26 protein-coding genes are annotated in these 26,665 nt (G+C 46.3%); 9 read left to right on the top strand and 17 right to left on the bottom strand.

The window, feature by feature from the left end:
* Window positions 1–239: hypothetical protein (locus MiSe_RS35120; RefSeq protein ID WP_226588948.1), on the top strand; the 239-nt coding region annotated here is incomplete at its 5' end.
* Window positions 240–271: 32 nt separating this feature from the next.
* On the opposite strand, the gene MiSe_RS35125 is transcribed toward MiSe_RS35120, so the two are convergent.
* The 5 genes from MiSe_RS35125 to MiSe_RS35145 form a co-directional block, all read right to left on the bottom strand.
* A complete protein-coding gene (locus MiSe_RS35125) occupies window positions 272–1,438 on the bottom strand; it encodes a pyridoxal phosphate-dependent aminotransferase (protein WP_226588951.1) in 1,167 nt (388 codons plus the stop codon).
* A gap of 280 nt (window positions 1,439–1,718) precedes the next feature.
* A complete protein-coding gene (locus MiSe_RS35130) occupies window positions 1,719–1,994 on the bottom strand; it encodes a hypothetical protein (RefSeq protein ID WP_226588954.1) in 276 nt (91 codons plus the stop codon).
* Window positions 1,995–2,296: 302 nt separating this feature from the next.
* Window positions 2,297–3,379, bottom strand: a complete 1,083-nt coding sequence (locus MiSe_RS35135) for a class I fructose-bisphosphate aldolase (protein WP_226588957.1) — start codon at window positions 3,377–3,379, stop codon at window positions 2,297–2,299.
* A gap of 157 nt (window positions 3,380–3,536) precedes the next feature.
* Window positions 3,537–4,226 (bottom strand): diguanylate cyclase, encoded by a 690-nt coding sequence (locus MiSe_RS35140; protein ID WP_226588960.1) that lies wholly within the window; start codon window positions 4,224–4,226, stop codon window positions 3,537–3,539.
* Between the two features lie 273 nt (window positions 4,227–4,499).
* On the bottom strand, window positions 4,500–4,895 hold the full coding sequence (locus MiSe_RS35145) for an AAA-like domain-containing protein (RefSeq protein WP_226588962.1): 396 nt from the start codon (window positions 4,893–4,895) through the stop codon (window positions 4,500–4,502).
* Between the two features lie 206 nt (window positions 4,896–5,101).
* On the opposite strand from MiSe_RS35145, the gene MiSe_RS35150 reads away from it, so the two are divergent.
* A complete protein-coding gene (locus MiSe_RS35150; RefSeq protein WP_226588965.1) occupies window positions 5,102–5,509 on the top strand; it encodes a VOC family protein in 408 nt (135 codons plus the stop codon).
* Window positions 5,510–5,877: 368 nt separating this feature from the next.
* Here the strand turns inward: MiSe_RS35150 and bchI are convergent, their stop codons facing one another.
* The 3 genes from bchI to uvrC all read right to left on the bottom strand — a co-directional run bounded on the left by bchI (window position 5,878) and on the right by uvrC (window position 11,765).
* A complete protein-coding gene (bchI, locus tag MiSe_RS35155) occupies window positions 5,878–6,990 on the bottom strand; it encodes a magnesium chelatase ATPase subunit I (protein ID WP_444980596.1) in 1,113 nt (370 codons plus the stop codon).
* A 41-nt stretch (window positions 6,991–7,031) separates the two neighbouring features.
* Window positions 7,032–9,557, bottom strand: coding sequence for a CHASE2 domain-containing serine/threonine-protein kinase (locus MiSe_RS35160; RefSeq protein WP_226588970.1), 2,526 nt, complete (start codon window positions 9,555–9,557; stop codon window positions 7,032–7,034).
* A gap of 267 nt (window positions 9,558–9,824) precedes the next feature.
* Window positions 9,825–11,765 carry an excinuclease ABC subunit UvrC gene (uvrC, locus tag MiSe_RS35165; RefSeq protein ID WP_226588972.1) on the bottom strand — a complete coding sequence of 647 codons (1,941 nt, stop codon included), beginning with the start codon at window positions 11,763–11,765 and terminating at the stop codon, window positions 9,825–9,827.
* 282 nt (window positions 11,766–12,047) lie between these two features.
* Between uvrC and MiSe_RS35170 the strand changes: the two genes are divergently transcribed.
* The gene (locus MiSe_RS35170; protein ID WP_226588974.1) at window positions 12,048–12,227 is read left to right on the top strand and encodes a hypothetical protein; all 180 of its coding nucleotides are present in this window, start codon (window positions 12,048–12,050) and stop codon (window positions 12,225–12,227) included.
* Between the two features lie 112 nt (window positions 12,228–12,339).
* Here the strand turns inward: MiSe_RS35170 and MiSe_RS35175 are convergent, their stop codons facing one another.
* Together MiSe_RS35175 and MiSe_RS35180 are read right to left on the bottom strand one after the other, a co-directional pair.
* Window positions 12,340–12,771 (bottom strand): response regulator, encoded by a 432-nt coding sequence (locus MiSe_RS35175; RefSeq protein WP_444980595.1) that lies wholly within the window; start codon window positions 12,769–12,771, stop codon window positions 12,340–12,342.
* A 283-nt stretch (window positions 12,772–13,054) separates the two neighbouring features.
* Window positions 13,055–13,264 carry a hypothetical protein gene (locus MiSe_RS35180; protein WP_226588978.1) on the bottom strand — a complete coding sequence of 70 codons (210 nt, stop codon included), beginning with the start codon at window positions 13,262–13,264 and terminating at the stop codon, window positions 13,055–13,057.
* Between MiSe_RS35180 and MiSe_RS35185 the strand changes: the two genes are divergently transcribed.
* Both MiSe_RS35185 and MiSe_RS35190 read left to right on the top strand, forming a co-directional pair.
* The gene (locus MiSe_RS35185; RefSeq protein ID WP_226588980.1) at window positions 13,256–13,867 is read left to right on the top strand and encodes a sll1618 family protein; all 612 of its coding nucleotides are present in this window, start codon (window positions 13,256–13,258) and stop codon (window positions 13,865–13,867) included. The genes MiSe_RS35180 and MiSe_RS35185 overlap by 9 nt on opposite strands.
* Window positions 13,868–13,932: 65 nt before the next feature.
* Window positions 13,933–14,166, top strand: coding sequence for a hypothetical protein (locus MiSe_RS35190; protein ID WP_226588982.1), 234 nt, complete (start codon window positions 13,933–13,935; stop codon window positions 14,164–14,166).
* Window positions 14,167–14,217: 51 nt separating this feature from the next.
* Here MiSe_RS35190 and MiSe_RS35195 read toward each other — a convergent pair whose 3' ends face one another.
* The 3 genes from MiSe_RS35195 to MiSe_RS35205 all read right to left on the bottom strand — a co-directional run bounded on the left by MiSe_RS35195 (window position 14,218) and on the right by MiSe_RS35205 (window position 18,364).
* Window positions 14,218–15,282 (bottom strand): NF038130 family PEP-CTERM protein, encoded by a 1,065-nt coding sequence (locus MiSe_RS35195; RefSeq protein WP_226588986.1) that lies wholly within the window; start codon window positions 15,280–15,282, stop codon window positions 14,218–14,220.
* Window positions 15,283–15,417: 135 nt separating this feature from the next.
* A complete protein-coding gene (locus MiSe_RS35200; RefSeq protein WP_226588988.1) occupies window positions 15,418–16,638 on the bottom strand; it encodes an RNA-guided endonuclease InsQ/TnpB family protein in 1,221 nt (406 codons plus the stop codon).
* 616 nt (window positions 16,639–17,254) lie between these two features.
* Entirely contained in the window at window positions 17,255–18,364 is a 1,110-nt protein-coding gene (locus MiSe_RS35205; protein WP_226588990.1) for an RNA-guided endonuclease InsQ/TnpB family protein, read from the bottom strand.
* A 36-nt stretch (window positions 18,365–18,400) separates the two neighbouring features.
* Here MiSe_RS35205 and tnpA point away from each other — a divergent pair, with 36 nt between their 5' ends.
* Window positions 18,401–18,886 carry an IS200/IS605 family transposase gene (gene tnpA / locus MiSe_RS35210; protein ID WP_264196762.1) on the top strand — a complete coding sequence of 162 codons (486 nt, stop codon included), beginning with the start codon at window positions 18,401–18,403 and terminating at the stop codon, window positions 18,884–18,886.
* Between the two features lie 266 nt (window positions 18,887–19,152).
* On the opposite strand, the gene MiSe_RS35215 is transcribed toward tnpA, so the two are convergent.
* From MiSe_RS35215 to MiSe_RS35225, 3 genes are all read right to left on the bottom strand, one after another.
* Entirely contained in the window at window positions 19,153–20,049 is an 897-nt protein-coding gene (locus MiSe_RS35215; RefSeq protein WP_226588992.1) for an NF038130 family PEP-CTERM protein, read from the bottom strand.
* A gap of 490 nt (window positions 20,050–20,539) precedes the next feature.
* On the bottom strand, window positions 20,540–21,787 hold the full coding sequence (locus MiSe_RS35220; RefSeq protein ID WP_226588995.1) for an LL-diaminopimelate aminotransferase: 1,248 nt from the start codon (window positions 21,785–21,787) through the stop codon (window positions 20,540–20,542).
* Window positions 21,788–21,908: 121 nt separating this feature from the next.
* A complete protein-coding gene (locus tag MiSe_RS35225) occupies window positions 21,909–22,232 on the bottom strand; it encodes a thioredoxin family protein (protein ID WP_226588999.1) in 324 nt (107 codons plus the stop codon).
* A gap of 714 nt (window positions 22,233–22,946) precedes the next feature.
* On the opposite strand from MiSe_RS35225, the gene MiSe_RS35230 reads away from it, so the two are divergent.
* The 3 genes from MiSe_RS35230 to MiSe_RS51415 all read left to right on the top strand — a co-directional run bounded on the left by MiSe_RS35230 (window position 22,947) and on the right by MiSe_RS51415 (window position 24,581).
* Complete coding sequence (locus tag MiSe_RS35230) at window positions 22,947–23,756, top strand: PEP-CTERM sorting domain-containing protein (protein WP_226589002.1); 810 nt, start codon at window positions 22,947–22,949, stop codon at window positions 23,754–23,756.
* A gap of 188 nt (window positions 23,757–23,944) precedes the next feature.
* The gene (locus MiSe_RS35235; RefSeq protein ID WP_226589005.1) at window positions 23,945–24,310 is read left to right on the top strand and encodes a hypothetical protein; all 366 of its coding nucleotides are present in this window, start codon (window positions 23,945–23,947) and stop codon (window positions 24,308–24,310) included.
* Window positions 24,311–24,458: 148 nt separating this feature from the next.
* Complete coding sequence (locus MiSe_RS51415) at window positions 24,459–24,581, top strand: hypothetical protein (RefSeq protein WP_264196763.1); 123 nt, start codon at window positions 24,459–24,461, stop codon at window positions 24,579–24,581.
* Window positions 24,582–24,629: 48 nt separating this feature from the next.
* Here the strand turns inward: MiSe_RS51415 and MiSe_RS35240 are convergent.
* The coding region (locus MiSe_RS35240) for a CHAT domain-containing protein (protein WP_226589008.1) at window positions 24,630–26,665 on the bottom strand (2,036 nt) is incomplete at its 5' end.

The raw sequence follows: 26,665 nt of genomic DNA on the forward strand, positions 1-26,665 counted from the left end.
GCTTTCCTGCCCACCCCAAAAAACCAGAAAAATTCTTGTGGGGTGGGCGTCTCGCCCGCGGTTCAAATTGTCTCAAATTGAGGCGGGCTTTCCTGCCCACCCCACAAAACCAGAAAAATTCTTGTGGCGTAATTGAGGCGGGCAAGATGCCCACCCGACAAAACCAGAAAAATTCTTGTGGGGTGGGCGTCTCGCCCGCGCTTCAAATTGTCTCAAAAGGACTTTTGCCAGAGGTCTAATCTGAAATCTGAAATTGGCAATCTGCAATTCCCTAAATTCTCGTTCTAACAAATTTATCCAATCTATCCATGCCTTTTTCAATAATTTCTAAACTGGTGGCGTAGGAAAGGCGGATGCAGTCATCGGCGCCAAAGGCAATACCGGGAATAACTGCAACTTGTTGCGATTCTAGCAATCCATCGCAGAATTCGAGGGAAGTTAAACCTGTGAAGCTAATATCAACGAACATGTAAAAAGCACCGTCGGGTTTGGCGCAACTGAGTCCCGGCATCCCATTGAGTCGTTCTAACATGACTTGCCGACGCTGGGTGAATGCCGAAAGCATTTCTTTGACACAATCTTGGGAACTTTCCAGGGCTGCGATCGCACCATATTGTGCAAAGGTACAAACATTAGATGTACTATGCCCTTGAATGTTTGTGGCTGCTTTAATTAACTCTACTGGCGCTGCTAAATAACCGACTCGCCAACCCGTCATCGAATATGCTTTGGCAAAACCATTGCTAATAATAGTCCGAGCAAAGATTTCTGACCCCAAAGCTCCGATACTGACGTGTTTTGTATCTTCGTAGAGAATTTTTTCGTAAATTTCGTCAGATACGACTAAAATATCTTTCTCCACAACTACTTCTGCCAGAGCTTTAATTTCCTCTGGGGTGTAGACAACGCCGGTGGGGTTAGAAGGCGAGTTGAGAACAAACAGCCGCGTTTTGGACGTACAAGCTTGACGCAGTTGATCTGGGGTAATTTTGTAATTATTTTTGGCATCGGTATCGATAATTACCGGCACGCCTGCTGCTAACTTGACCATTTCTGGGTAGCTAACCCAGTAGGGAGAGGGGATAATCACTTCATCCCCCGGATCTAATAGTGCCAGCATCAGGTTGAAGAGGGAATGCTTGCCGCCGTTGGTGACGAGGACATTTTCGGCGCTGTAGTCCAGGTGATTATCGGTTTTAAGTTTTTGAGCGATGGCGCTCCTTAACTTCGGTTCCCCCGCGGCGGGGCCATATTTCGTCTTCCCGGCGTCTAATGCTTGTTTTGCAGCAGCTTTGATATGTTCTGGCGTATCGAAGTCCGGTTCCCCAGCACTAAAACTGCAAATATCGATTCCCGACGCCTTCATCGCTTTAGCTTTGGCGTCGATGGCTAATGTGAGGGATGGCGTTACCTGACCTACTCGTGCTGCCAGTTTCATCACTGTAATCCTGAATCGGTGAGTAAACAATTGGGGCAACTTTCTACTTTCTCAGATCTGTTACCCTCGATCTCCAGATTTGTGTTTTTTTTTAGTTTTGGGCAGTAGGGGCACGGCAACCAAAATATCTTAATTGGTACAGATAACTTTGAGGGCGCCGTGCCCTTACCTGGGTGCATGGTGGGTCTTACGATCTCCCAAAGCGCCTTGTGCGTTCGCGAAGCGTCTGCGTCAGGAGAATCGCCCAAAACCCACTATACTGCACCTTCCTCAACGCTTTTTAATCTCGATCCGGGTTGCTAGTATCTTTGCGCTCTTGGGGTTGGCTGGGTATTAATTCAATTAGCGATCGCAAAGTCTTGTTGACCGCTTCTGAATCTGGAAAGTATTTTCGCACGTCTGGTTCTAGCATCACCGCCCCATCTTCTAATGTGAAATACTGAACCGTAACGCTGCCATCTTCTCGCTCAATTCTTACTTTATGACCTTGGCGATAGGCGCGGTAGTATTTACCTCGCACACCTTTCTTACCAGTAAAATTGTATTCCGATTCCATATCACAGTCTTGTATTTTTTTATTAGTTTGCACCTTGTTCATATACTCTGCGATCGGAAGCCGTCGCTTTTCGGCAACTTACGAGCCGAATTATCAGAATATCTTGGTTTTCTTCGCGTTCGGTATGAACGACGAGTAACACTCTACTCTTTGCGGATATGCCGATGCTAACTTATATAGTTTCCGGTTGCGTTTCAATGATAAAAATTGTTTGTAGGGGCACGGCGGCAGAAAGCCTTCGAGTTAACGGCAAAGCCTATTGATGCCGTGCCCCTACCATCAACGGGATGGGGGCAGAGAAATCAAGCAATGGTCACTTGATCGGACAAATAAACATCCTGAATCGCGTGGAATAATTTCACCCCTTCTTCCATCGGACGTTGGAAGGTTTTGCGCCCGGAAATTAATCCCATACCGCCCGCGCGTTTGTTGATCGTTGCTGTGCGAATCGCTTCGGCAAAGTCGCTTTTACCCGATGCCCCACCCGAGTTAATTAACCCCGCACGTCCGCCATAGCAATTCAACACTTGATAGCGGGTTAAATCAATCGGGTGGTCGGTGGTTAATTCGGTATAAACTCGCTCGTTCGTCATGCCGTATTTCTTGCCCGTGGCTTGAGAAACTGCCCCATATCCATTGTTATTTTCAGGCAATTTCTGTTTAATAATATCGGCTTCGATCGTGACGCCTAAGTGGTTCGCTTGTCCGGTTAAATCTGCGGAGATGTGATAGTCTTTATCTTGCTTGAAGGCACTGTTTCGCAGATAGCACCACAGGATAGTTGCCATGCCATATTCGTGTGCTTGGGCAAAGACTTTGCTCACTTCTTGAATTTGCCTGGTTGATTCGGGGGAACCGAAGTAAATTGTAGCACCCACGGCTACTGCTCCCAAATTCCAAGCTTGCTCGATGGAAGCAAACATTATTTGATCGTATTGATTCGGGTAGGTGAGCAGTTCGTTGTGGTTAATTTTGACAATGAAAGGGATTTTGTGGGCATATTTGCGCGAAACCATGCCTAAAACGCCCAAAGTTGTCGCAACGGCGTTGCATCCAGCTTCTATTGCCAGTTTAACGATGTTTTCCGGGTCAAAATAAATGGGGTTGGGTGCAAAAGATGCACCGGCAGAATGTTCGATGCCTTGGTCTACTGGCAGGATAGAAAGATATCCTGTATTGGCGAGTCTGCCGCTAGAATACAACTGTTGCAGACTGCGGAGTACTTGGGGATGGCGATCGCTGTGTGCAAATATCCGATCCACCCAGTCCGGTCCCGGCAGGTGCAATAAATCTTTAGGTACTTTTGCTTTGTAGGTCAGTAGGTCTTCCGCTTCTTTACCCAGGTAAGTTTCCAGGAAACTGGGCATCGATAGGGTTGTCGTCATAGCACTTTTCCTTAAACCCTCCGTCTTTTATTGTCCCTATGCTCGACAATTCCTATGTCTGTCTTAAAGCAGACGCTTGCTACTTTTTTTTCGATTTTGCGCCGCGATCCCCTAAGCACTTATACTCACTTGTTTGTAGTAAGGACTTAAGTCCTGACTACGAACCAGCTACGATACATTTTACTTCTGTGCGATCGCGTCCTTTTCTTTGGGACTGATACAGTGCCTCTTCTGCTGCTTGCATCAACAGCGATGGCGACACTTCAATTTGCGGAATTGTCATCCCTACTCCTAAACTAACCGTCACAACTCTATCCGGCAGTCCATCTATTTGCGAGTCGTGGTAAAGCGCTAATTTTTTGACGTTTTTTCTGATTTTTTCCCCTATTTTTACAGCGTTATCAGCTTTTGTTTGTGGTATAATTAAGGCAAATTTTTCCGAACCACACCTCGCTGCTAACCCATCGGGAGGCTGCACCCAGGCACTAATTACTTTAGCAACTTGCTGCAAACAATCGTCTCCCGCTTCATCTGGGCGACTATTATTGTAAATTTTAAAATAGTCAATTTCTATCAAAATTAGTGACAGAGGTACTTGCTCTAGTGCCAACCTTTTCCACACCTGTTCTAGCCAGATGTTAAAGTAACGTTTATTGGCTAGTTTGGTGAGGTCGTCTCTGTAATCGAGCAGACAATAGCTGCAATTTTCCTGTTTTTGCAAGTACCGCAGATTGTCTTGCCCAGAGTCCCTCTCTGAGGAAGCCATCGCCAATTGTTCGATTGGGGTGCGAGGGATGTTAAAAGCAGAATTGGGCGCGAACGCTCCCTTAAAAAATTCTTTTACCATTGACTGCCTTTCCTTGCTCTCAAGGCAAAATGTATTGAGCAATACTTTTAATCGCACCCTGGTCAGTCTTGTCTCTACCTTGAGGTGTAGAGATTCGCTTATCTTAAATATTAGTATGGATTATTGAAAGAATCTCTAGAAAATAAAATCTTAAAAAATTTTTACTTTGTTAACCGAATTAAGTGAATAAATGTAACATAACTTTAAAATTGACTAAAGCAAATGCACAGTAGAAGTTGCGGCTCCGGAGGTTGGGTTGAAGGCAACTCGGTATCAGTTTTGAGTGGGGATGCTACCAATATCTTCATCCCAATAATCATCGAGCATTGGTTGTAGCTGCAACTGCCGACTGACATTAGCACAAAACCAACGTAAAAACTGATCTAAACAGCCAAAAACTTCATTATCTGCTGGCAAAAAGTCTATGTAGGCAGTGCGATAATTTAATTGTTCGGCTTGATGAAGCAGGCGCAGCAGTAGGGAGCTTTTACCCATCTGCTTGGGCGCTTTAATCCGAATCACGCTCCCTGGTTTGCTAATTCCTTGGTAAATTAGTTGTTCCATCGGGGGACGTTCTATGTAAAAATTAGAATCTAGCGGTACTGGGCCGCTGGGAAATTCTGGGGACGCCTGGGTTTGGTTGCCATCGCTGTTATTAAGTATCGCCATTGTTCCGCAAGACTATCTGTATACTCGCTGAACTCATCGCCTTATTTTCTGGATACACCCATCTTTCAGCGCCTATTTGACCTTCTGCAACAAGCTTGTATACCCACTTTTGATCGCTTTTTGTTAAAGTTATTTTTTATCCTACCATAGATAGATGACAAAATTCGGCTTTTTCAATACAATAATCAAACTCGACTGTTACCGGCATGGTTGTTCAATGCACCGACGCCTTTGTTACCATCGCCTCTGTAGATGTGGAAAGGCTAGTCAATTTTTATACTAAGGTTTTCCAGAAAAACCCTCAGAATTACATCCCGAATGCCTATGCTGAGTTTGACCTACCTGGGTTGCGCTTGGGAATTTTTAAACCGAGAGAAACCCACAGACAAGAGTTTGATGGAATTGGGGGGAGTATGAGTTTGTGCTTGGAAGTAAAGGATTTGGAGGATGCGATACGTGCTGTCGCACAGGCTGGCGCCAACGCACACCTCACCGCCAGCGGATACCCACCAGCAGGCGAGATTATTGCTGCATCCCACGGTAGAGAAATCTATGCCTATGACCCAGATGGCAATCGTCTAATTCTACACCAATCCGCACGCGCAGACCGTTAACAACAGAGCTACCGAAGCCAGCAACACAATTATCCGATTCCTTTGGGATTGGGACGATGGCAAGATTGACTCCCGCACGAAAATTGACATACTGGCTCCGATAATATAGCTACAGCAAAGCACTAGATAAGGCCATTTTTGTGCCAAGAACCAAATAGGTAATAAAACCATTGCCAACAACAACATTAATCCTTCAATAAACACCGGAGGATTAGAAAAGGTTGACCTAATTAAGGCGTTATACCAAAATTGCACCTGTCGTATCATAGTAATTTTATATATATTTTTTTGCTAATAGCTAATGGTAAAAAGCAATTAGCAATTAGCAATTAGCAATTACCAATTACCAATTACCAATTACCAATTAGCTACCGCCGAGTACCATTTGCCTGAGCAGTTGGAGTATCTGCGGTTTCCAAACCGAAGGCGCGGTTAAAAGCTTTTTCTACTTTATAACCGGAATCGATCGATTCTAACGGGTCTTTCCGCAGTCGGTGGCGCAAGCACAAGGTAATCACGCGGCGGATATCGTCTACGGTTACTTCTGTACGACCTTCAAACGCTGCTAAAGCTTTAGCGGCGCGGTTGGTTACGATATCGCCCCGCAATCCATCTACATTCAGTTCCGAGCAAACTTGCGAAATTTTCACCCGCAGGTCATAGTCAATTTTTACCTGGGGCAATAACTTTTGGGCTTTGACCAATCGGCGTTGCAATTCTTCTTGTTCTTGCTGGTATTGTTGCAGAAATTTTGGCGGATCGGCGTCAAATTCTACTCGCTGTTCCACAATTTGCACGCGCAAGGCAGGTTCTCTAACCGTGTGAATTTCCGCGTGCATCCCGAAACGATCGAGCAGTTGGGGACGCAGTTCGCCTTCTTCGGGGTTACCAGAACCTACTAAAACAAAACGTGCCGGGTGGCGGATCGAGATGCCTTCCCGTTCGACGGTGTTCCATCCACAAGCGGCAGAGTCGAGCAAAACGTCTACCAGGTGGTCGTCGAGCAAGTTGACTTCATCGACGTAGAGGATACCGCGATTCGCTTTGGCGAGCAATCCGGGTTCAAACGCTTTGACGCCGAGAGAAAGAGCTTTTTCGATGTCGATGGTGCCGCAAACGCGGTCTTCGGTAGCGCCCAAAGGCAAGTCAACCATCGTCACTTTTTTCTTGACCACAGGAATTTCAGCTTGCTGTGCGACAAGGTCGCGCACGGTGTCGCTCATCAAGTCGGGGTCATCGGCAGCGCTGTTAAAGGGGTCATCGGCGACGACTTCAATTTCTGGGAGCAAGTCAGCGAGGGCGCGAATAGTGGTAGTTTTGCCCGTCCCGCGATCGCCCATAATCATCACCCCGCCGATTTTGGGGTCGATCGTGTTTAACAGCAGTGCCAGTTTCATCTCTTCTTGACCGACAATTGCGGTGAAGGGAAACACGACACGACGAGCAGTTGCAGTGGGGGTAGTTTTAGCCTGGGCAGTCAAACTCACGCGCTTTTTTTAACAATTAATTAGGAATGCTTATTTTATTGTGCCTGGTCAGGTGTCAGTTGCCCATCTTCCTCATCTTCTTCATCTTCCCCATCTTGCCGATTGCCATACTCGTCTGAGTCTATTGGGTCTACTTTAATCGTGGCATCCTCTGCTGTGTCAGATAGATGCAGGGTGTCTACATCGGAGTCGTCGGTGGGGACTTTGCGGAGATCTTCGACGCGATCGCTCAAAGTTTTCGGATCGATGCGGTTAAGATCTTCTAGCACCTCGGTGGCGGATTGGTAGCGATCGCTGAAATGATATTCCACCATTTTGTCCAAAATTTTGGCTAATTCATCCCCAACGTTAGCCAGATGGCGCCAAGCTACATTCCCTTTTTCCGAGTGCCCTTCTTCGATTAGCTGCTGGGGCGAAATTCCCGTCAGTGCCTGAATGCCAATCATTCCCAGGGCGTAGATGTCGCTGTTGGGGCGCGGACGACCGTGAAATTGTTCTGGCGGCGCGTATCCCCGCGTCCCGATGGCGATGGTTTGGTCTTCGGTTTCCTGCATCTGCTTGACTGCCCCAAAGTCAATCAAAACTAACAATCCATCTTGTTTGCTTCTGATGATGTTGCTCGGTTTAATATCCCGGTGAATCACGTGGTGCTTGTGTATAAAAGCCAGCGCTTGCAACACGTCTTTGAGCATTTGCACCACCTGCACTTCCGACATCCGCCTGTCGGCTTTCAGTTCTTCGCTCAGGGGTTCTCCCTCGATATACTGTTCAACTAAGTAAAATTGTTGGTTTTCTTCAAAATAAGCCAGCAGTTGGGGAATTTGGCTATGTTGCCCCAAGGCTTCCAAAATTTTTGCTTCTGTCTCGAACAAGCGCCGCGCGACTGTCAAAAATTTCACATCCTGCCTCGCGGGCATCAAATATTTAACCACGCAGGTGGGGTGTCCGGGTCGCTTGGTATCTTCTGCCAAAAAGGTTTGACCGAACCCGCCCTGACCGAGTACGCGGGTGATTTTATAGCGCCCATCTAGGGAGAGGGTGGCGATGGGCGGCGGGGGAGGGCTAACCCAGGAGGAAGCGCCATCCTCTGAGGTTGCCATTGTGTGTGTTTTTGCTTCTGACCAGTTCTCGGTCGCTAATGTTTTGGTTCCTTCTTTGAGCAAGGTTGTCAGCTGGTCAATCGTTTGTTCTTGTTCTTGCGCCAGTTTGGACACTTTTTCTTGCTGCTGCTGCATCTGGTAAGCGATGGTGACGATCGCACTCCCCCCGGTAGCGATCGCTGCCAGTGCTGGAGGCATCAGCGGTATCCAAACCCCCCCAATTAACAATCCATAACAGACTAAAACCAAGCTGCCCAAGGTAGCTGCAATACCCAATCCCAGGCGCAGGGGATGGCGCAGCTTCCAAGCAACGAATCCCCCCACTAACGACCAACCCCACACCCACAGCGCTTCTCCCCACCAAGCCCAATACCGCAACAAAGGTCGCTTGTCAAGTACGGCGCTGAGCATTTGACTGACTATCTGGGCGTGGAGGACGACTCCAGGCATTTTCCGCTGTCCCCGTCGCAGGGCGTTATAGGGGGTGTTGAAGGTGTCTCGGACGCTGGGGGCGGTGGTGCCGATCAGTACGATGCGATCGCGCACCCATTCCGGTTTAATTTGATTGTCCAGGATTTGGCCCAGGGTGACTTGCTGCGCTACATATGGGGTTGAACGGTAATTCAGCAGAATTTGATAACCCCGCGCATCAATTCCTTGGTAACTGCCGGAATTGGGGTTTATGGGTCGAAAAACTATATTTCCCAGCTTCAGGTATTCCCCTGGTTTCTGGTTTATTGGTTGGATTCCTTCTTTTTCCAAATACTTCCTTGTCAACTGGAAGCTAAAAGAAAAGGGCGTCGGACACTTTCCTTCTCCTGGTTGGGCAAACAACAGCGCCCTGCGAACCAGTCCATCGGGGTCTAAAACCAAATCGCTGAAGCTGATTTGATCCGGTTTTACCGTTGACGGCGGCGCGACGCCCGGATCGCTAGCATCGGAAAGCTTGCAAATTGCCACGAGGCGATCGCTATTAGTGAAAACTTCTTTTAAGCGCTGATTTCCCGGTTCCATCGGCAAATCGCGATAAATATCCAACCCGATGACACGGGGTTGATATTGCTGGAGTTTTTCTAATAAAGTTGCCAGGGTAGCGTCGGGGAGGGGAAACCGCCCCACTCGCTGAATATCTTCTTCCGTCACCTCAACGACTAAAAGGCGGGGATCGGGTGCTTCTTGTGGGCGATTTCGCAACAGTTGGTCATACGCCCACAATTCCATCGGTTGCAGCATTCCCATCTGCCGCAGTCCCAACAATATACCCGTTACCCCTGCACTTGCCAACAGTAAGGATATGGGGACGCGAACTCCCGCCCCAGGGTTCCCGTTGGAACGCCAGTTCGATAGCCAATTACGAAAGTTGTGGGAGAATTTAGCCAGCACGACTACTTTATACAGAATTCGCCAATGGGCTTCAGGACAGTTTGAGAGCCAGCCACTGCACCGATAGCAAGCTTGCACGCTGCCGACCGAGTACAAGTGACTTTAGCAGTTTAATTGCTATTGCAGCACCCATTGGCATTATCGCGCACGGTTTCACAAGTTGTGGGAATTGCAGATTTCAAATTCAGGATTTACGCAAAGAAACCGGGTTTCTCTGAAAAAAGAAACTTTGGTGATAGGTTCATCGTGCGTCAGTCCTGAAATTGCAGATTTTAGATGGAGGATTTACCGTCCAACTTAGTTTTTTGCCCCTGTTGTAGGGGCGCACTTTAACTAAAATTCCTATCACCCATTCGGGTGAAAATAGTCGTAGATTTGCTGAGCTAAGTGGGGGCCAATTCCCGGCGCGCCAGCGAGTTGTTCTCTTGTCGCTTCCCGAATATAATCAATCGAGCGAAAATGCTCTAACAGTTGCTTTTGCCGCTGGAAGCCGAGTCCGGGAATTTCATCTAAACGCGATCGCTTCAATTTATCGCTGCGCTGTTGTCTATGGAAACTGACAGCAAATCTGTGGGCTTCATCCCGCAAACGCCGCAGTAGTTGCACTCCTGGTTGTTCGGCATCGGTTTCGAGTGGGAATGATTCTCCTGGCAAGAAAATCTCTTCCCGCTGTTTGGCTAAACTTACCACCCGCAAATCTTCTAATAAGTTCATTTCTTGCAAAACTGCCACCACTGCCGATAGCTGACCTTTGCCTCCATCTATCATTACCAGATCGGGCCAATCTGGATTACCTACGCGCTGCAATTTTCCATCTTCAGCATATTTTCGGAAGCGGCGGCGGATGACTTCTGCTAAAGATGCGAAGTCATCTGAGTGACCAGTTGTAACGGCGGGATTTTTAATTTTATAGTGCCGATAGTGCTGCTTTGCGGGTAAGCCGTCGATAAATACCACCTGCGATCCTACGGCATTCGACCCTTGGATGTGAGAAATATCGTACCCTTCTATGCGGCGCGGCAAGTCGGGTAAGTCGAGTATATCGGCTAAATCCTGTATCCCTTGCCGATCGCGAAAGCCTAATTTCTGCATCCCTTGCAGTTCGTAGGCGGCATTGCGTTCCACCATTTCAATCAATTCTGCTTTAGTTTGCCGCTGCGGTGCCACAATACTCACCTTGCGTCCCCGACGCTGGGATAAAAACTCGGCTAACATCTCCCCATCCGGCAATTCGTGCTGCACCAAAATTTCTGCCGGAATTTCCACCGCCTCCGCGTTTTGGTAATGTTCTTCTAGCACCCGCTGTAAAATCGCCCCCGCTTCTACACCGTTTTGATCTATCTCATCAGAGCGTCCCCCCATCAGAGCGTCCCCACGTCCCGACAATAGGGGAGACTCAGCGATAAATCCCAAGCGCCCTACCAGGCGTCCGGCGCGAATTTGGAACAGTTGGATGCAGGCGCGTTCGTCATCGGCGGCAAGCGCGATCGCATCTTGCGATACGGTATCCTTTGGCAAGGATACTTTTTGCTCCGCTGTCAGGGATTTTAACCCGCTAATTTGGTCGCGGATTCTCGCCGCTGCTTCAAAGTTGAGCGCTTCTGCCAGTTGTTCCATATTCCCACTCAGAATATCGATCAATTCCTGGGTGCGACCTTGGAACACCATCGCCACTTTTTGCACGATTTTGCGGTATTCTTCTTTTGAGATTAACTGTTGGCAAACACCCGGACACCTCCCCAGGTCGTAATTGAGGCAGGGTCGGTCTTTAAATAACGGTTGCGGGCGCTGTCTTAAGGGGAAAATACGCTTGACTAGATGTAAAGTATTTCTTAACAGGCCAACATCGACATAAGGTCCGTAATACTTATCTTTTTCTTTTGCCAAACGCCGATTGCGGGTGATGAAAATACGCGGATAATCTTCTGACCAAGTAATTAACAGGTAGGGATATTTTTTATCATCCTTAAGTAGTACGTTAAAATACGGCTGGTGTTGCTTGACTAAGTTAGCTTCTAGTGCTAATGCTTCCGCTTCGGTGTCGGTGACGATGAATTCAATTTCTCTCACCTGGCGAACCATCATATCGATGCGGGGACTATGTTTGCGGGCATCGCGGAAGTAAGAGCGGACGCGCGAGCGCAGTTTTTTCGATTTGCCGATGTATAGAATGCGTCCGCTCTCATCTTTCATAAAATATACACCCGGTTCGGCTGGAATTTCTTTCAACCGGCTTGAGAGTCCTTCTGGATCTTTTACCAATGGCAGGGTTTTAGTTACTGACATAACCTTCGCAATTCTCCTATTCCGTAATCTTTACAGTTTTTTAAGTAAAAACAATTGCTTTTAGTCCGTTTTATCTTTAGTAAAATTACGCAAATTCCCCTTTTGGGAGATTATCCTCACATTATCTTTTCATGTTTTTAAAGGTTTGATTAACTATTTTGGGTAAATAATTAAGTTATTAACATAAAAATTAAATCTGAAAGATTAGAGATTAAATTAGAGGAAAGCGTCTAATACGCTAGATATATTACAACCTTTAGTAACCAAACCCAAATCCTATCAATGACTTCAGAAGATCTCCAGCACCAATATCGCGAAGCTTTAGATGAGACACTTAATCAACTGCAAAGCGTAAGTCTATTAATCGCACAAATAGAAGCGAAGATGGATGATGTGAGAGAGTCTATGCAGAGTCTGTGTCAAATTATGGAAGCAATTATCGCCACAGGTCCTTCTGACTAGGGACGTGAGGTGGCTAACTATCAGTTTAGACCGTCGCGAGTCGATAGGGCGATCGCGCGTGAGTAGGGGTTTCCCCACTACCCGCTGACGGTGACAGGACTCTGGGCAATTATTACTGGGCGCTACCTTTCTTCAATTCTTCCTGTATCGCCTGTTTCAACTGAGGTAGCTTTACAGGCTTGACAAAATACCTTCGCGCCCCTAAATTAATGGCTCGCTGTTGATCGGCCCTAAAAGCAAATGCTGAAACGACAATCACCGGCACTTGATGCCAGTCTGAGCTTTGTTGGATTTGTTCGAGAATGGTATAACCATCAATACCGGGTAATTTCAAGTCCAGCAAAATCAGCTGAGGTTGGAAGTCAGATAAGGCTTGAAATAAGTTGCAGCCATCTGCTAAACCAAGGACTTGGTAGCCCAGATAAATCAGATATTCGCTCAGCAACTGGCGATTGATATCGTTGTCTTCAAGCAGTAAAATTCGCATGGATCTAAGCAGATTAAATGCTTGAGTATGTCTGGTTGCTAAATTTTTCACGACCATTGTAAGTATTGGGACATTTTGGGAATCGCGCTCCTTAAGACTTAACAGATCGCCCATAAACCAGCCGTATTGAGGCGGTTGACTATTACCAATGGTATCCGGTCGGTAATGCTGGCGGATGAGGCACGAACTGTATTGTGCATCCTGCTGTTTGAGTTTGAGGAACTATCGCGGATCTTATTGGGTCCGCAGCCATTGGTCTAGTTAACTATTTTAACTAATATGCTGGCAAGTCATATCGACAGGACTGACGCCGGTCGAGGCGATCGCCAAAGTTTCTGAGTCAATCTCTCCTTGCCAAACCAAAGATTTTTCGTAGAAACCCGGAATATGCGCCTAAGTCCCGATCGAGTTGGGTTGATTTATCCTGGAAAACAAAGGTGCTACCATGAGGACGCCGCGAACGCACAGCCGCAACTGCTTGTTGCGCGGGGTCGTCATCAATCTCGCGACAGTGGAAAAACCATCGTAAATGGTAGGTAATATGACTCAAATTGGCTCTGAGATTACGTTTGAAGAAGCGATCGCCGCCACGGAATCTTTGCTAGAACAGGTGGAAGCCAATCAATTATCCCCCGAACAGATCGGGGAAACGATCGCTGCTTTAGTTCAAAGCGAAAATGGTGCTAGGGGATTTTTTGTCACCTATCTGGTATCGAGTAGCAGTTTAGCCAGTCATCCCTCAGAGGAACTGGTACAGGCGTTACGTTCTAGTCCAGATATTGTCGCCGAACTGTTGGCGAAAAATGTCGCCATGTCGGCGGCAATGGCGCTTACCCATCGCCGTAACGATGACGAACCAATGGCGCAAAGTTCAGAACAAGTGCGGGATCGCTCGGCAGCGCTGATCAAACTCGTCGATCTTGATGCAGTATACGATCGCTGTCGAAAATTATTGGAAAGTGCCGTAACGGGTGCAGGTAGCTACCAAGCTTTTTTAGACCGCTGGGGTTATGATGCCGAACAACGGCAGTTAATTTGCGAGGCGTTAGAGCGCGCGATCGTTGTTCCCCAAACCAATGATCAGCTATCCTCCGATGAGGAAGAAGCAACAGAAACAATAGAAGTAATATCAAATTCGGTGGCATCGGAATGATCGGCCTTTCTGGCTAATTGCTAATTGCTAATTGCTAATTGCCTTGACCCCATTAAGTAATTCCGATGCAACTTAGTTCCTTGCTGCCAGAAGATTATCTATTTCAGGACTTACGCAAAGAAACAAAGGGCGATCCGAAAAATCGTTGGTTTGGCAACCAGAGATCGACGGTCGAAACCGGGTTTCTGGCAACGCCCTTGCGTAATTCCTGTCTATTTCAGGACTTACGCAAACACCAAAGTTTCTCAAATCGACTTCTGCAAAAACTCTTGTGGGGTGGGCAGAATGCCTGCCCTTGAGTTTTTTTGTTGGAGAGGTCTAATAAACTCGGTGTCTGAAGCATCTAGAGGTTAAGCTTTTTGATTAGCCTTGCGTGCAGCAGCAAATAAACCGCCAACAGCTATTAGACCCAAGATTGTAGAAGGTTCGGGTACTGCTGCGGGCGGATTTGGGTGAGTCTGGTAATCCTTCGTCCAAGTGTAGATGCCGGTTTGGGAGGTGCTATCGTTGATTACGTTGCGGTTACCTGCGATCGCACCCGAATCTGTTGCTGTAAAGGCGTAGGCGTAGTTTACGTCGTCGTTAAATGTCACTTTGGCAATTTCGCTGAATTGAAAGCGTTGATTGGTTTGGAATGCTTTCTGCGACAAAGCGAACAGTGCGCTATCTAAAAGCTGATTTCCCGTTCTGTTACGGTTGTAGTCGGGTGAAAAACCTATCCCAAGATTTGGGTTATTTACTAAGTTGCCACCCTGCATGATTTGGGGACGAGTATCCACATATCTCCCGACTACATCCAAGTGTCCTACTAGGTCAACTTGCAATTGACCAGTTTGGTCGTTGTACGTCACAGACCCAATATTAGGATCTCCAGCTACATCGAAACCGTTGGTACGCAGATGGGTGACGATGGAATTAAAGTTAGTATTAAAATCGTTCAGCATGTTAGAGCCGCCAGTCGTAGCGATACTGGACATCAGACTGCTGTATTGATTGCGAAAACCGTTTAGCCATGCCGTCGCCAGTACGCCATCCGCCCAATCAGCCCTAGTGACGCTTTCTACTTTGAGAGTATTCGTGCCTAAATTCGCGGTAAAGCCAACCCTTTGAGGAGTTTCGCTGGCGTACCAAAGTTCTACGTTAGTTGCCGACGAATTATCGGTCAAGGCTTGGATTGCCTTGCCCACATTATCTCTGGTAACGTCCTCTAGCCTTTGCCTGGAAACCCCGTTGACTGTTTCGGAGGTAGGAGGATTGTTGAACAGATAGGTTTCAATTTGGGGTAGACCGTTGTAAGTCTCGAACTGAATGTTAGTCGGTTTGAGGGTTGTGGCGATCGCTGGTACACAAGCGATCGCGCTCATTCCACCTGCCACCGTTACGGTCATCAAAAATTTTGGCATACTTGCTTTCATCTTGGTGTTTTCCTGAATCTTGGAGTTGCGCTTGAATCTTGCCACTATCTCGCTATTTATTTCCCATCTTAAATTAGTATTTTGACATTCTCCCGCCACCAACCGCTTAGGCGGTATGGTGGGGGATTCTAAACTTCACAGCTTAGACTTTCTCTTTCTACGAGTCGGCTTACTTAGAGGATTTTCATCACCCAAGCAGAGGTCGTTCTCTCCAGAGACGTTTTCTAGTACGAGACTAGATATTCCTACGTGCCCCGCAGTACGAAGTCCAAGTTCGAGAATATTCCGTGCGGCATTCTCATCTCTATCCGCCACATAGCCGCAATCAGGGCATTTATGGGTTCTGGTACTAAGAGTTTTCTTTACTACTTGCCCACAGTTAGAGCAATTCTGGCTAGTGTAGTGAGGTGGAACGGCTACCGTCACCACGCCAAACACCTTACCAAAATACTCAACCCACTGACGGAATAGCGACCAACTAGCATCAACAATCGATTTGGCTAGGTGATGGTTTTTTACCATATTTCGCACCTTCATATCCTCATACGCCACAAGGTCGTTAGACCTCACCACGCATCTTGCTAATTTCACAGCAAAATCTTTACGCTGGCGACTTACTCTTAAATGCTTTCTACCTAGCTTTCCCCTAGCTTTAATTCTATTTTTAGAGCCTTTTTTATTGCGAGATAGTCTTCTCTGTGCCCGTTTTAAGGCGCGTTCAGACTTTCTCAAAAACCCTGGATTATCAACATTTTGACCATTTGAGTCTGTATAGAAATGGTTTAACCCCACATCTAACCCGATAGTCTTGCCCGTTGGTTCCCGTTTCTCTAATCGTTCGTTATCGATACAAAACTGAGCATAGCCGTCAGCCCGTCTCACTACTCGAATTCGTTTAATCTGTTTGATTTGGTATAAGTGCAAATCTCGACTACCCCAAAGCTTGAATGTACCCGCTTCAAAACCATCGGTGAAGGTTAAATACCTTCTCTCATCTGACAGCTTCCAACCACTGTTTTTATATTCAACTGAAGCATCAGTTTGATGCTTTTTGAATTTGGGATAACCTTTTTTGCCTGCTACTTTCTTCTTGCAGTTATCAAAGATCCGAGCAGCCGACCAAGCACGTTCCGCACTAGCTTTACTTGCCATGCTATTTAGCTTCTTAGCCCAAGGGAAATCGGGACATTCAGCTAAAACAGCACAGTATTTACTCAAGTCGTATCTACCTATACCCTGATTCTCTTGCCAGTATTTAAGACAGGAATTACGCATAAACCTAGCAGTACGAATTGCCTCATCTAGCGACTCATACTGCTTTGCGGTTCCTTCTAGTTTAGACTCAAATACTAACATTTTACGTCAGGTTAACTGGTATAATTATAACATGAAAACTAGTAATAAGCATAGATCTAGTTGTTCATTCGCTCATACATCTCCTCCGCTCTTACTGCCTTTGCCCGTAAGGTGCGTTTGGGAGATGCAATCGCTCATTCACCCGCATTCATCCCCCACTAAGCCTGTTTTTGTTTGGCAGGTGGGCTATAGTGGGGGCATTCTGCGGCTTTTAGGTAAATTTTACTCTGGTTTTAACTCAATCAGGACTCTAGCACGCGGGGCCAAAAACAAAGGTGATGCGTCAATCTCGCGACTCGAAACCCACGATTTTTCGTATAAACCGGGTTTTTTTGCGTAAGTGTCTACAAAGGTTTCTTTCGACTTTAAAATCGCATTTTTTCAGTACTTTTACCATGTTTTATTGTCTAAAATGATGCTTGCTTTATTTGGACATCATCAACTAAAGCCTTGCAGAAGTGTATGACAATGCTCACATCACACCTGTGTTTTCAATCACAAGTGGGATGTGAGCGTTCTAGGTAATTAAAACAGGACTAGCGCAAAAAAACTAAACCGGGTTTGTTTAACAAGAGAACAGTCAACCGCCCCACCCACAAGGGGATGGGGCTTGTAACTAGCCGAAAGAATCGGCCCAAACATAAGGCATATTGACTGATGCCTGCTCCTCTGTCCCTTGGGTAGAGGAGAGAATATAGTCATCCCTGACATTCTTAGCAGCATTGAGATCCGCGTGTGTCCGATGTCCACAGTTTTTGCAATGGAATTTAGACTTGTGGCGATTTGTCCGTCGAATGTGCTTGCAGATATTGCACTTCTGTGAGGTGTAACGAGGATCTTGGTGTACTACTCGTTTCCCCAATGCTTCTGCTTTGTAAGTCAGAAATTGTTCTTGTTGGTAAAAAGCCCAACTACCCAACCATTTATTCATCTTCTTGCCCCGTGAAGAAGTGCGAATGCTGGACAAATCCTCTAGTACAAAAACCGCTATTCCTGGTTGGTTGGCTAACTTTTTACTTACACAATGGTTTGTGTCCCGCATGAACCGCTTCTCACGACCAGACATCGCTCTTAAACGACGTTTGGCACTACGAGTGCCTTTTTGCTGGAGTTGACGACGATTGTATAAGTAACGTCTTTGTATTTTCCTAATCTTAGAAGAACTGAAAAATTGACCGTCTGAGGTTACAGCTTGATGATACAAACCTCGGTCAATTCCTTGAATTTGTCCTTCTATTTGTTGCGGATATTCTCTCTCAACAACTAATCTTACCCAGAATTGCTTGGTGTTTCTGGTGTAGGTGACAGTTGCTCCACAAAAATTCCAAGTTTCAAACAATTCCTGAAAGTATTCAGGGACATCAATAATTAAAGTAACTCGTTTACCAATGCAGCTAAGAGTTAATTGCTTTCCTCTTAGCGTCATTGTGCGTTTATCGTACCTTAATCCTGATGTCTGTTTCTTCTTAGGAATGCTTTTAAATTTTGTGGCTTTAATTGCCTCAACTGCGTTATCCCGAACTGTTTGTAATAATGCCGAAGGCACACTTGGATACTGAATCCTTAACATGTGATACAGTTCCTTGTGTGCCTTATTTTTGTTGTAGGTACTGTTAGTAATAGCCCAGTCAACGTGTGCATTAAATATTTCTGCACACTGATTCATCAAGGGTAAAAACCTTTCAGGTGGTAAATTAACTGGGATGCTAACAGTGCGTTTCATCATGCTGCTAGTTTTTGCAACTGGGGAGTTATTACCGAAATGGCATTTACTGGTATGTTTGCCGATTGCAAGACATTAATAGCTTCCAGTTCGGACTCAGGAGTAGCCTGTATGGTGTGTCAGCACTACGCAGGCATTTATTTTCCTGGTAGACTGAGTATATCACAAAGTTTATATGTTTTGTCGATATACACTAAAATCATGAAAATACTATCTAGCTCACACGCTAAACACTGCTTGGGATATCACATCATCTTTTGCCCCAAGTACCGTCATCAAATCCTTGAGGGTGCAGTAGAAGTAGAGTTAAAACGTATCCTTGGGGAAACCTGCAAAACCTATGGATGGATACTTCACGCATTGGAAATAATGCCCGACCACGTTCATGTATTTGTGCAAGCAGATCACACCACTGCACCAGTAGAAATCGCTAAAACCATGAAATCAATCTCTGCTGTGCATATATTTAATACATTCAAAGACCTGAAAAAACGCCGCTTTTGGGGTTCACCGGATGTGGAGTGATGGCACGTTTTACTCATCTGTTGGTGGAGTCTCCGAAGAAGCAGTGAAGCGGTACATTGAGACTCAGAAACAACGGGGTGATGCGCTTACCCGAAAGGATAATGCAAAATAAGGGGGTATCGAAACCCCTTATTTTGCCGCGCTTACATCCCCACCCACAAGGGGATGGGGTTTTACGCGCGTCAAATAAAATTAGGAACTGTTACCTACTGCCTCTTGTCTGTTACCTTTGTTTCTGATTGGCAGAGATTGAGTAGATGTGAAGTCTAGGCGGTTTTCGACTGCTTGCGCTTAGTAACTAAGAAAGCACCCAAGCCAAACAGAGCCAGCATTGCAGAGGGTTCTGGCACAGCCGTTCTCCGAGGAGGCGTGACAACACTCCGGAGCGAAACTTCGTAGTTGCCGCTGTGAGAAGTACCATCTGCTCCTGGTCCGACGTCGTTGGTTAATCCACTATTGGTGGCAGAGAAGCTGTAAAGATATTGAGTTGTGCCATTGTAGGTAGCTCTAACGACTTCACTGGCTTGGAATCCATTGGGTAGAAAGGCTGCAACCATTGCGAATGGAGAACCAGGACGGGTATAGAATGCTTTGAGGTCAAAGTGACCGGCAAGTCCAATGTTGATGTTGCCGCCGCTGCTGTTGATGTAGGAGATGTTGGGGTCGCTGCTGCGTTGGAAGCCGCCAATACCACCAAATATATTGTAAAGGTCTGCTTTTGTGGCAAGTGAGGCAGAACCTTGTCCGGCTGCAGTTAAGAAGTCATTAAACCATCTATTTGCCAAGTTATTTGCCCCATAGCTCATACTCATGCCTGAACCAGTGCTAAACCAGTCTGCTGCTGTCAGACTGCTGAGGGTGAGCATACTGCCCGCAACCAAGCCACTAACGCTAGTTCTAGCGGTAGATGCTAAAAACTGTTCATTGGAGAGGGTTTCACTGCTGGCAAATAGTTCTACGTTGCCACCGGGATGAGCGCTGTTGCCAGCCAAAATGCTATTTAAGTTAGCGTTTGGATTAACGTAGGTGCTGTTGCCAGTGACATCGTAGAGTAGGTAGTCTGTGCCCGTCATGGTGAAGGCAGAAGCTGGGGCAGATGCGATCGCACTCATTCCTGCTACCACCGAAGCGCCAATCAAAGCCTTTTTGATTAAACCTGTCATCTTCTCTTCTCCCTAAATCCTGAGGTTGTGTGTAGTCGATCCACCCTTTTTTCTGATGTTTCTAATTTAGATGACTCTTTGACTGAATTTGGTAAAGTTTATGTGAATTTTTCGCGCTTTTTTGTTGGCTATAAATTAAGTAATTTCCCTTCAGTATTTTCCGAATCTACTGATTCACAAAATTTCCACATTTTTATGCTATCAGGTTGTTTCTGTCGGGATTTAAGCACTTCCCAGCCTAAAAACCGGGTTTCTGCTTTTGAGAGAAACCCGGAATATGAGTGTAATTCCTCATAAAAAAGGGAGACAAGCAAAACAAGCAAGGGAGACAACCCATTTATCAGCTGATGTGCCTTCAAGTTGCATAATGCAGATTTCCCCAAAGACGCACCGGAGGCGGAGACGGGGAGACGCGGTGATGCAATTTAAATGGCGATTAGCTTACCTTTCCCAGTGTGGGTATAAGGCTCGCGTTGAGAATTCCAGAATGTTAGGATGATTGTAAAAATACTGAGATTCTCTCGACGGCTGTTTCCAAAATATCCGGGTCGTGGACTAGGGCAAATCGTACATATCCTTCCCCAGATTTACCGAATCCTGCACCGGGGGAAGCTGCAACGCCTGTTGTTTCGACTAAGCGAGTGCAAAAATCTACGGAATTTTGCTGCCAAGGTTGGGGGAGTTTCGCCCAAACATACATCGTAGCTGCGGGCGTTGGTACTTGCCAGCCGATGCGGTTTAAAGCGCTAATAAAAGCATCTCGGCGCTGTTTGAAGGTGGCGACGGTGTGTTGGACGCCGATTTGATCGCCGGTGAGGGCTGCGATCGCGCCGTTTAAAATTCCCCGATACTGGTTAAAATCAACCGCTGCTTTGACTTGTCGCAAAGCGCGAATCAGCTTGGCGTTGCCGATGGCATACCCGATGCGGAAACCTCCCATATTGTAGGACTTGGAGAGGGTGAAAAATTCGATGGAAACGCTTTTATCGGGATCTGCTTGCAGAATCGAAGGGGCGATTGATTTTGGATTGGTAATTGGTAATTGGTAATTGGTAATTGGTAATTGGTAATTCTGCTCGTTGCTTTGTCCAGGGTGTGAGGAAAATACTAAATCGACGTAGGGGAAATCGTGGACTAATACTAAGTTATGTTGCTGACAGAAGGCGACGGCTTGCTGGAAAAAAGATAGGGGAGCGATCGCGGTAGTAGGATTGTGGGGATAGCTCAGTATCATCATCCGTGCCTGGGATAATACTGGCACTGGGATATCTTCTAGTACTGGCAAGAAATTATTTTCGGCTGTTAGCGGCATCGGGTAAATTTGACCGCTGGCGAGATAGACGCCGCCTGCATGGGAAGGATAACCCGGATCGAGCAATAAGGCGAAATCTCCTGGATTGAGTATTGCTAAAGGTAAGTGCGCCGTGCCTTCTTGGGAACCGATTAAAGGCAGCACTTCGGTTTGGGGATCGACATTGATGCCGAATCTTTGAGTATACCAGGTTGCTGCGGCTTGGCGAAACGCTGCGGTGCCGTGAAATAGTAAGTAGCCGTGGGTAGTTTTATCTTGTAGGGAGTGAGCGATCGCATCAATGACGTGCGCCGCCGCTGGCAAATCGGAAGAACCCAACGAAAGATCGATGATATCTTTACCCGCAGCCATTGCCAAAGACTTCGCCCGATCCATATCGGCGAAAACATTGGCTTGCAGGGATTCTAAACGCTTAGAGAATTGCATAATTGGTCAATTGGTAATTGGTAATTGGTAATTGGTAATTGGTGGAACAAATTTCAAATTTAACTTTTCAATCTGAAATCTGAAATTTGAAATCTGCAATTACCCATTACCCATTACCGATTCACAAGTTAGTTTCGAGCAAGCTGGTTACTTTTTGCTTGCTATCGATACCTTCAACCGATCCAACTAATTCACCGTTTTTAAACAGTCTCAGTGCGGGAACGCCCTCCACCTTGTACTGCGCGACGGTAACTGGGTTTGGATCGACTTCCATTTTGACAACCTTGAGGCGATCGCCGTAGGTTTGCGCTGCCGCGTTCATAATTGGCGTCATCAGTCGGCAAGGCCCGCACCAAGAAGCCCAAAAGTACACTAACACCGGCTGTGTTGCTTTCAGGACTTCGGTTTCAAACTCAGAATCGCTGATTGAAATCATGCTGCTCATCTAAAACCCAACGGGAGCGTGGAAACAACCATCTTTTAAGTGATGGAGGAAACGCGACATGCCCACATTTATTGGGCGTCCCCTTTCGGGGCTGGACAGCAGAGGAGTAGTGCTGATCCAATTTCCCTGTATGCCGGGAATGCCTTGCTACTCCAGTAAAGTTAGCCTCGCCAAAGTTATCGGTCGGTACTATCCCAAAAGCACTGTCTTACCCCGAGTAAAACTGTTTAACTTTTGAGTTCTAGAGCCACAGACTGGCTACGCATCTGTAGGTATGAACTTGAACGCTTGCCGATAACTTCGTTTCCCCGTTAATGGGACTATGGCCCGTCAGCTACCTAAAGTTTCTGGGCAGTGAGCCGCCGTCTCTTTAGAGCGGGGTGCTGACATCAGGGTTAAGTGTATCCGGGGTTGCAGTTCCCTGATATTTATTACAGTACATCAACGTGAGCCAGTACAAGCCATAGCGCCGGTTTGGGGTTGGCAATTTAGCTAAAATTACCGATGAGGATAACAGGGAGCCTGTGGTAAGTTCCATTCGCAGAACATATCTACAGGTTTGCCGTCAGGATTAATCAAGCTATCGATCGCTTCTATGTGGTCGGGATGTTATCGATATACAGAACCCTGGGCGAGATGCCCGATCTATAGAGCGATCCCATGACGCACCCGGAGTTGTCTCATCACCGTTACCTACTGGAAGCCAGAAGCTTTATGAAAACATCTACCACTAGAAACACCCGAAATCGGCTCAGCTTAGCCTTGGGTGTCCTCACCGCTGTTTCCTGCGCTACATCGTCACAATCTGCTACTGCGGTTACATTGGTTGCTAATGAAGCCAACGCCGTAACATCGGGTTCATTCGTCTCCGGAAGGGAAAGCGCCTCCGGGTTTTATACCTACTTTCCAGTAAATCCAGCTAGCACCGTGGCTTCAGTACTTGGTTTCGTTGAGGACAAGACCTCGGTAAACCTGGGGAATGCCACCAATCGATCAACCATCGAGCTAAACTGGGGCGGCTCTTTACTGCAAAATCAAACCGGCCATGACTTGGCAATTTACGAAAGCGGCAGTTTAGGCAAACCGGAACCGTTTGCCGTAGCCATTCGCAAACAGGGTGAAACCAGCTTTACCAATTTCCTCTACAAATTCACCGCCGCCTATAACCCCGATCTGTTTGCATTTGTCACACTTTTCGACTTGAGCGACTTTGGCCTTGGTGACGGCGATGCCATTGACACTATTCGCATCAGCAACCTGATCGCAACAGATCGGGTGAGCGGACAAGATGGTCAGGGTTTCCTGGGGGGTCAATATGCTCCCCAGACTGGTGTGCCTGGAAGCCCAACATTTATTGACGATCAGTTCGACGCAGATATTACCTATGTAGTCGGACTGCATAATGTTGTTGCTCCACGGCCTCAAACCAGCATACCCGAACCTTCTTCGATGTTAGGTTTGTTGGCGTTTGGTGCGTTTGCTGTCAATTCAGTGCGGCAACGCCAGCAGCAACAGAAAGCTTAGGATAACAGCCGCTTTTGATCCGAAACCGCGTGCGGGATTTTCCCTGCACGCGATTATTTAATTGTCTTTGCTTGACCCGCTGTAGGTATAGTGTAGCGAGCGCTAACCAGAGAAAAGTTATAAGTACATGCGGAAATTATCCAAGCATCTAAGTATTTATAAATGGACAGAGTTTCAAGAAATCCCGAATGACTACAGTTACACCAGAAGAAATCGCTCTGTATCGCGCTGAATTAGCAGATTATCCCGCAGCCTTGGAAGCGTTGGATACGATCGAGAAATCTGAGGGAGATTTAGAAGATGCAGCGTTAGTGCTGGCAAGAAGAGCCAAATTAGAAGCTGTCAGAGCTAACAAATGGTTAGACGAATACGCCAAGCAATTGCAAGAAGTTCTCTGTCGCCAAGAATTTCGAGAAGACTTATTAAATAACTCGTTTAACGTTCTGGTGGGATATTTGCTGCTAAATCCTCCTACTATTCCTCTAGCAATGGTCACTCCCGTTATTATCTATGTGATGAAGAGGGGCTTAAATCAGTGGTGTGAAAATTGCTAGGGGTTGTTGGCAAACTTTTACTCAGATATTGCACCATTCTCAGTGACAAAGCCCGCCCGGAAATAAATTTCCGGGCTAATAGCGAAAGTCCATTAAAATAAACTGAAATCCTTTAAAAGCGACTGATATAGTTTTCGGTTGCATCTAAATGATTAAATTGGTTGTAGGGGCACGGCGGCAAAAAACCTTATCGTTAGCGGCAAAGCTTATTGATGCCGTGCCCCTACCACAATCGCTGTATTGCACTCCTTTGAAAACAGGTGTGGTGTAATTCCGATACAACCGGAATCCAGAAGTTAAAAATATATCCAGACATGCGTTAGACTCCTGCTGCGGTGAAGGCTGCCCAATAAAATGGATTAGCGAAGGGATAAGGTTGGCGATCGCGTATTTCCTTGAGATCGGCTGCAATAATCTCCTCTAAGACAAAGCGCTTCCCTGGTTTAAGTTGGGCCAGGATTTGATCGATTTGGGGTTGAAGTTGCTCTAACACAGCTTCAAACTCCTCACAGGTCAAATTCCTGAGCCATTTTTGAGCATGGTTGAGGGCTAAGGTAAGGCTTTTGTAGGTTGGCAAATTCTGATAAAATTTCATCATCAAAAACGCTGTAGACAAATCGCTCACCGTCCACAAACTGCTGACTACAGCCCGACTTCCAGCAATCAGAAAACCGCTGGGTAAACCAATATATTCGTCGCTGTAGTTGAGAAAATCAATCAATCCGGTTTCGCAAGCGGAAAGAGTGACGAGGCGACATTTTTCTAATTTGAGCGAGAGGATTCTATCTAGAGTCAGGCACTTTTCCAAATCGTGGATTTCACCGTTTCGCAAACTGAGATAGCGTTCTGAATTAGGTTGAGTCGGTGCGGTATCAAGCGGTGCATTTGCTAATATCAGGGCAGATTTTCGGGCATCGGTCAGGTCAAAATAGCCGTGACAGCTAAAGTGGGCGCAGTGGAAGGTATTGAGAGGAGTATTGTTGATGGCGGTAAGAGTTGCTTGTGCTTTTTTGAGGACATTGACGGGTTGAAAGTATTGGGTAATAACTTCCACTTCTAAGTCAGTATAAGTGAGGTCTTCTGTAGGATTTTGGATGGCAAACAGGTGGGAAAAATCGGGGCGTTGTCGTTTTTGTGCTTGCAGTAATAGCTGACAACTCGGTGCATAGCTGACACCTTTGGGGAAAATATCGAGTCGGCACGATTCACCGACTGGTAATGCATGAAGCGGGAACAGATGCAGATGCCAATTGGGGATGAGGATTAGCTGCTGGCAATCTTTGGGTAGATGGGCGAGAATCTCATCTAAGTGCAAAATCTTTGCCAATTCCTGAAGTCGCGGGGTTAGCTGAGTTCGCCAGTTGTCTTTTTGCCCGTAGTAATCATCTATATAGGTATTAGCCCAATCTACCAAAGCTTTTCGGTCATCGATTGTGGCAGACAAAACGAAGGGTTGGGGGTTATAACGGGTGAAGATAAATGTATGGAAGCTTTCAAAAGTTATGTACCACTGGATGATTGCTGTGCTATCGTCTAAAGTTGCTTGGAAGCGAGCAAAATTGAATCCAAAACCGATGGGTAGGTAGCGGTTTTGTAAGTCGTTGCGCTGCTGTCGTAGCTGCTGGAGACTTTGGGCTAAAGTTTGTGGATTATCAGCTTTACCAGTCTGAATTTGGTTCTGATTAGTAGCGATTTCGTCTCGGAGTTGTTCTAGTTCTTTGACAACTTCTGGGGGGAAGATCTTATGTAAATCACGGGTGAGGATTTGTTCAACTAGGTTACGGGTTTTGCTGCGTTCGGCATATTCAATAGCTACGGTGGGTTTGCCCATCGCTAGACACACTTCTATCATCAATCTATAGATTTGGTTGTGTTTTTCAGCTAGTTTTTGCTTAGATTCATCCCCGGAGACAATCTCATATCGCATTAATTCTACTGTTTCTATAGCATCAGCAAAAGCATCATAGGCAAGATGCTTTTGGTTATTTTTTTGGTAAGCAAGTCCAAGGTTAAATAAAGTGTCAGCCCAATCTTGGGGAAAAGCTGAGCGGTTGCGAACTTCAATTGCGGCAAGGTAATAACGAATTGCCGTTTCTAAATTCTCGGCTTTATCTCCTTTGATTCCGTTAGAGTAGGCATTAGCCAGATTATTTTGAGTCATTGCCCAATCTTGGGGAAAAGCTGAGCGGGTGCGAACTTCAATTGCGGCAAGGTAATAACGAATTGCTGTTTCTAAATTCTCGGCTTTATCTCCTTTGATTCCGTTAGAGTAGGCATTAGCCAGATTATTTTGAGTCATTGCCCAATCTTGGGGAAAAGCTGAGCGGGTGCGAACTTCAATTGCGGCAAGGTAAT

The sequence above is a fragment of the Microseira wollei NIES-4236 genome, assembly GCF_020521235.1.
GTDB lineage: Bacteria > Cyanobacteriota > Cyanobacteriia > Cyanobacteriales > Aerosakkonemataceae > Microseira > Microseira wollei.

What these genes read in the sequence shown, in the direction of transcription:
- MiSe_RS35185 (WP_226588980.1), top strand. Translation starts at nt 13,256, where the DNA reads ATGACTCAAATTGGCTCTGAGATTACGTTTGAAGAAGCGATCGCCGCC.
- MiSe_RS35175 (WP_444980595.1), bottom strand. Translation starts at nt 12,771, where the DNA reads ATGGTCGTGAAAAATTTAGCAACCAGACATACTCAAGCATTTAATCTG.
- MiSe_RS35220 (WP_226588995.1), bottom strand. Translation starts at nt 21,787, where the DNA reads ATGCAATTCTCTAAGCGTTTAGAATCCCTGCAAGCCAATGTTTTCGCC.
- MiSe_RS35140 (WP_226588960.1), bottom strand. Translation starts at nt 4,226, where the DNA reads ATGGTAAAAGAATTTTTTAAGGGAGCGTTCGCGCCCAATTCTGCTTTT.
- MiSe_RS51415 (WP_264196763.1), top strand. Translation starts at nt 24,459, where the DNA reads ATGATTAAATTGGTTGTAGGGGCACGGCGGCAAAAAACCTTATCGTTA.
- MiSe_RS35190 (WP_226588982.1), top strand. Translation starts at nt 13,933, where the DNA reads ATGCAACTTAGTTCCTTGCTGCCAGAAGATTATCTATTTCAGGACTTA.
- MiSe_RS35195 (WP_226588986.1), bottom strand. Translation starts at nt 15,282, where the DNA reads ATGAAAGCAAGTATGCCAAAATTTTTGATGACCGTAACGGTGGCAGGT.
- uvrC (WP_226588972.1), bottom strand. Translation starts at nt 11,765, where the DNA reads ATGTCAGTAACTAAAACCCTGCCATTGGTAAAAGATCCAGAAGGACTC.
- MiSe_RS35150 (WP_226588965.1), top strand. Translation starts at nt 5,102, where the DNA reads ATGGTTGTTCAATGCACCGACGCCTTTGTTACCATCGCCTCTGTAGAT.
- MiSe_RS35170 (WP_226588974.1), top strand. Translation starts at nt 12,048, where the DNA reads ATGACTTCAGAAGATCTCCAGCACCAATATCGCGAAGCTTTAGATGAG.
- MiSe_RS35125 (WP_226588951.1), bottom strand. Translation starts at nt 1,438, where the DNA reads ATGAAACTGGCAGCACGAGTAGGTCAGGTAACGCCATCCCTCACATTA.
- MiSe_RS35135 (WP_226588957.1), bottom strand. Translation starts at nt 3,379, where the DNA reads ATGACGACAACCCTATCGATGCCCAGTTTCCTGGAAACTTACCTGGGT.
- MiSe_RS35130 (WP_226588954.1), bottom strand. Translation starts at nt 1,994, where the DNA reads ATGGAATCGGAATACAATTTTACTGGTAAGAAAGGTGTGCGAGGTAAA.
- tnpA (WP_264196762.1), top strand. Translation starts at nt 18,401, where the DNA reads ATGGCATTTACTGGTATGTTTGCCGATTGCAAGACATTAATAGCTTCC.
- MiSe_RS35235 (WP_226589005.1), top strand. Translation starts at nt 23,945, where the DNA reads ATGACTACAGTTACACCAGAAGAAATCGCTCTGTATCGCGCTGAATTA.
- MiSe_RS35230 (WP_226589002.1), top strand. Translation starts at nt 22,947, where the DNA reads ATGAAAACATCTACCACTAGAAACACCCGAAATCGGCTCAGCTTAGCC.
- MiSe_RS35205 (WP_226588990.1), bottom strand. Translation starts at nt 18,364, where the DNA reads ATGATGAAACGCACTGTTAGCATCCCAGTTAATTTACCACCTGAAAGG.
- MiSe_RS35200 (WP_226588988.1), bottom strand. Translation starts at nt 16,638, where the DNA reads ATGTTAGTATTTGAGTCTAAACTAGAAGGAACCGCAAAGCAGTATGAG.
- MiSe_RS35145 (WP_226588962.1), bottom strand. Translation starts at nt 4,895, where the DNA reads ATGGCGATACTTAATAACAGCGATGGCAACCAAACCCAGGCGTCCCCA.
- MiSe_RS35215 (WP_226588992.1), bottom strand. Translation starts at nt 20,049, where the DNA reads ATGACAGGTTTAATCAAAAAGGCTTTGATTGGCGCTTCGGTGGTAGCA.
- MiSe_RS35225 (WP_226588999.1), bottom strand. Translation starts at nt 22,232, where the DNA reads ATGAGCAGCATGATTTCAATCAGCGATTCTGAGTTTGAAACCGAAGTC.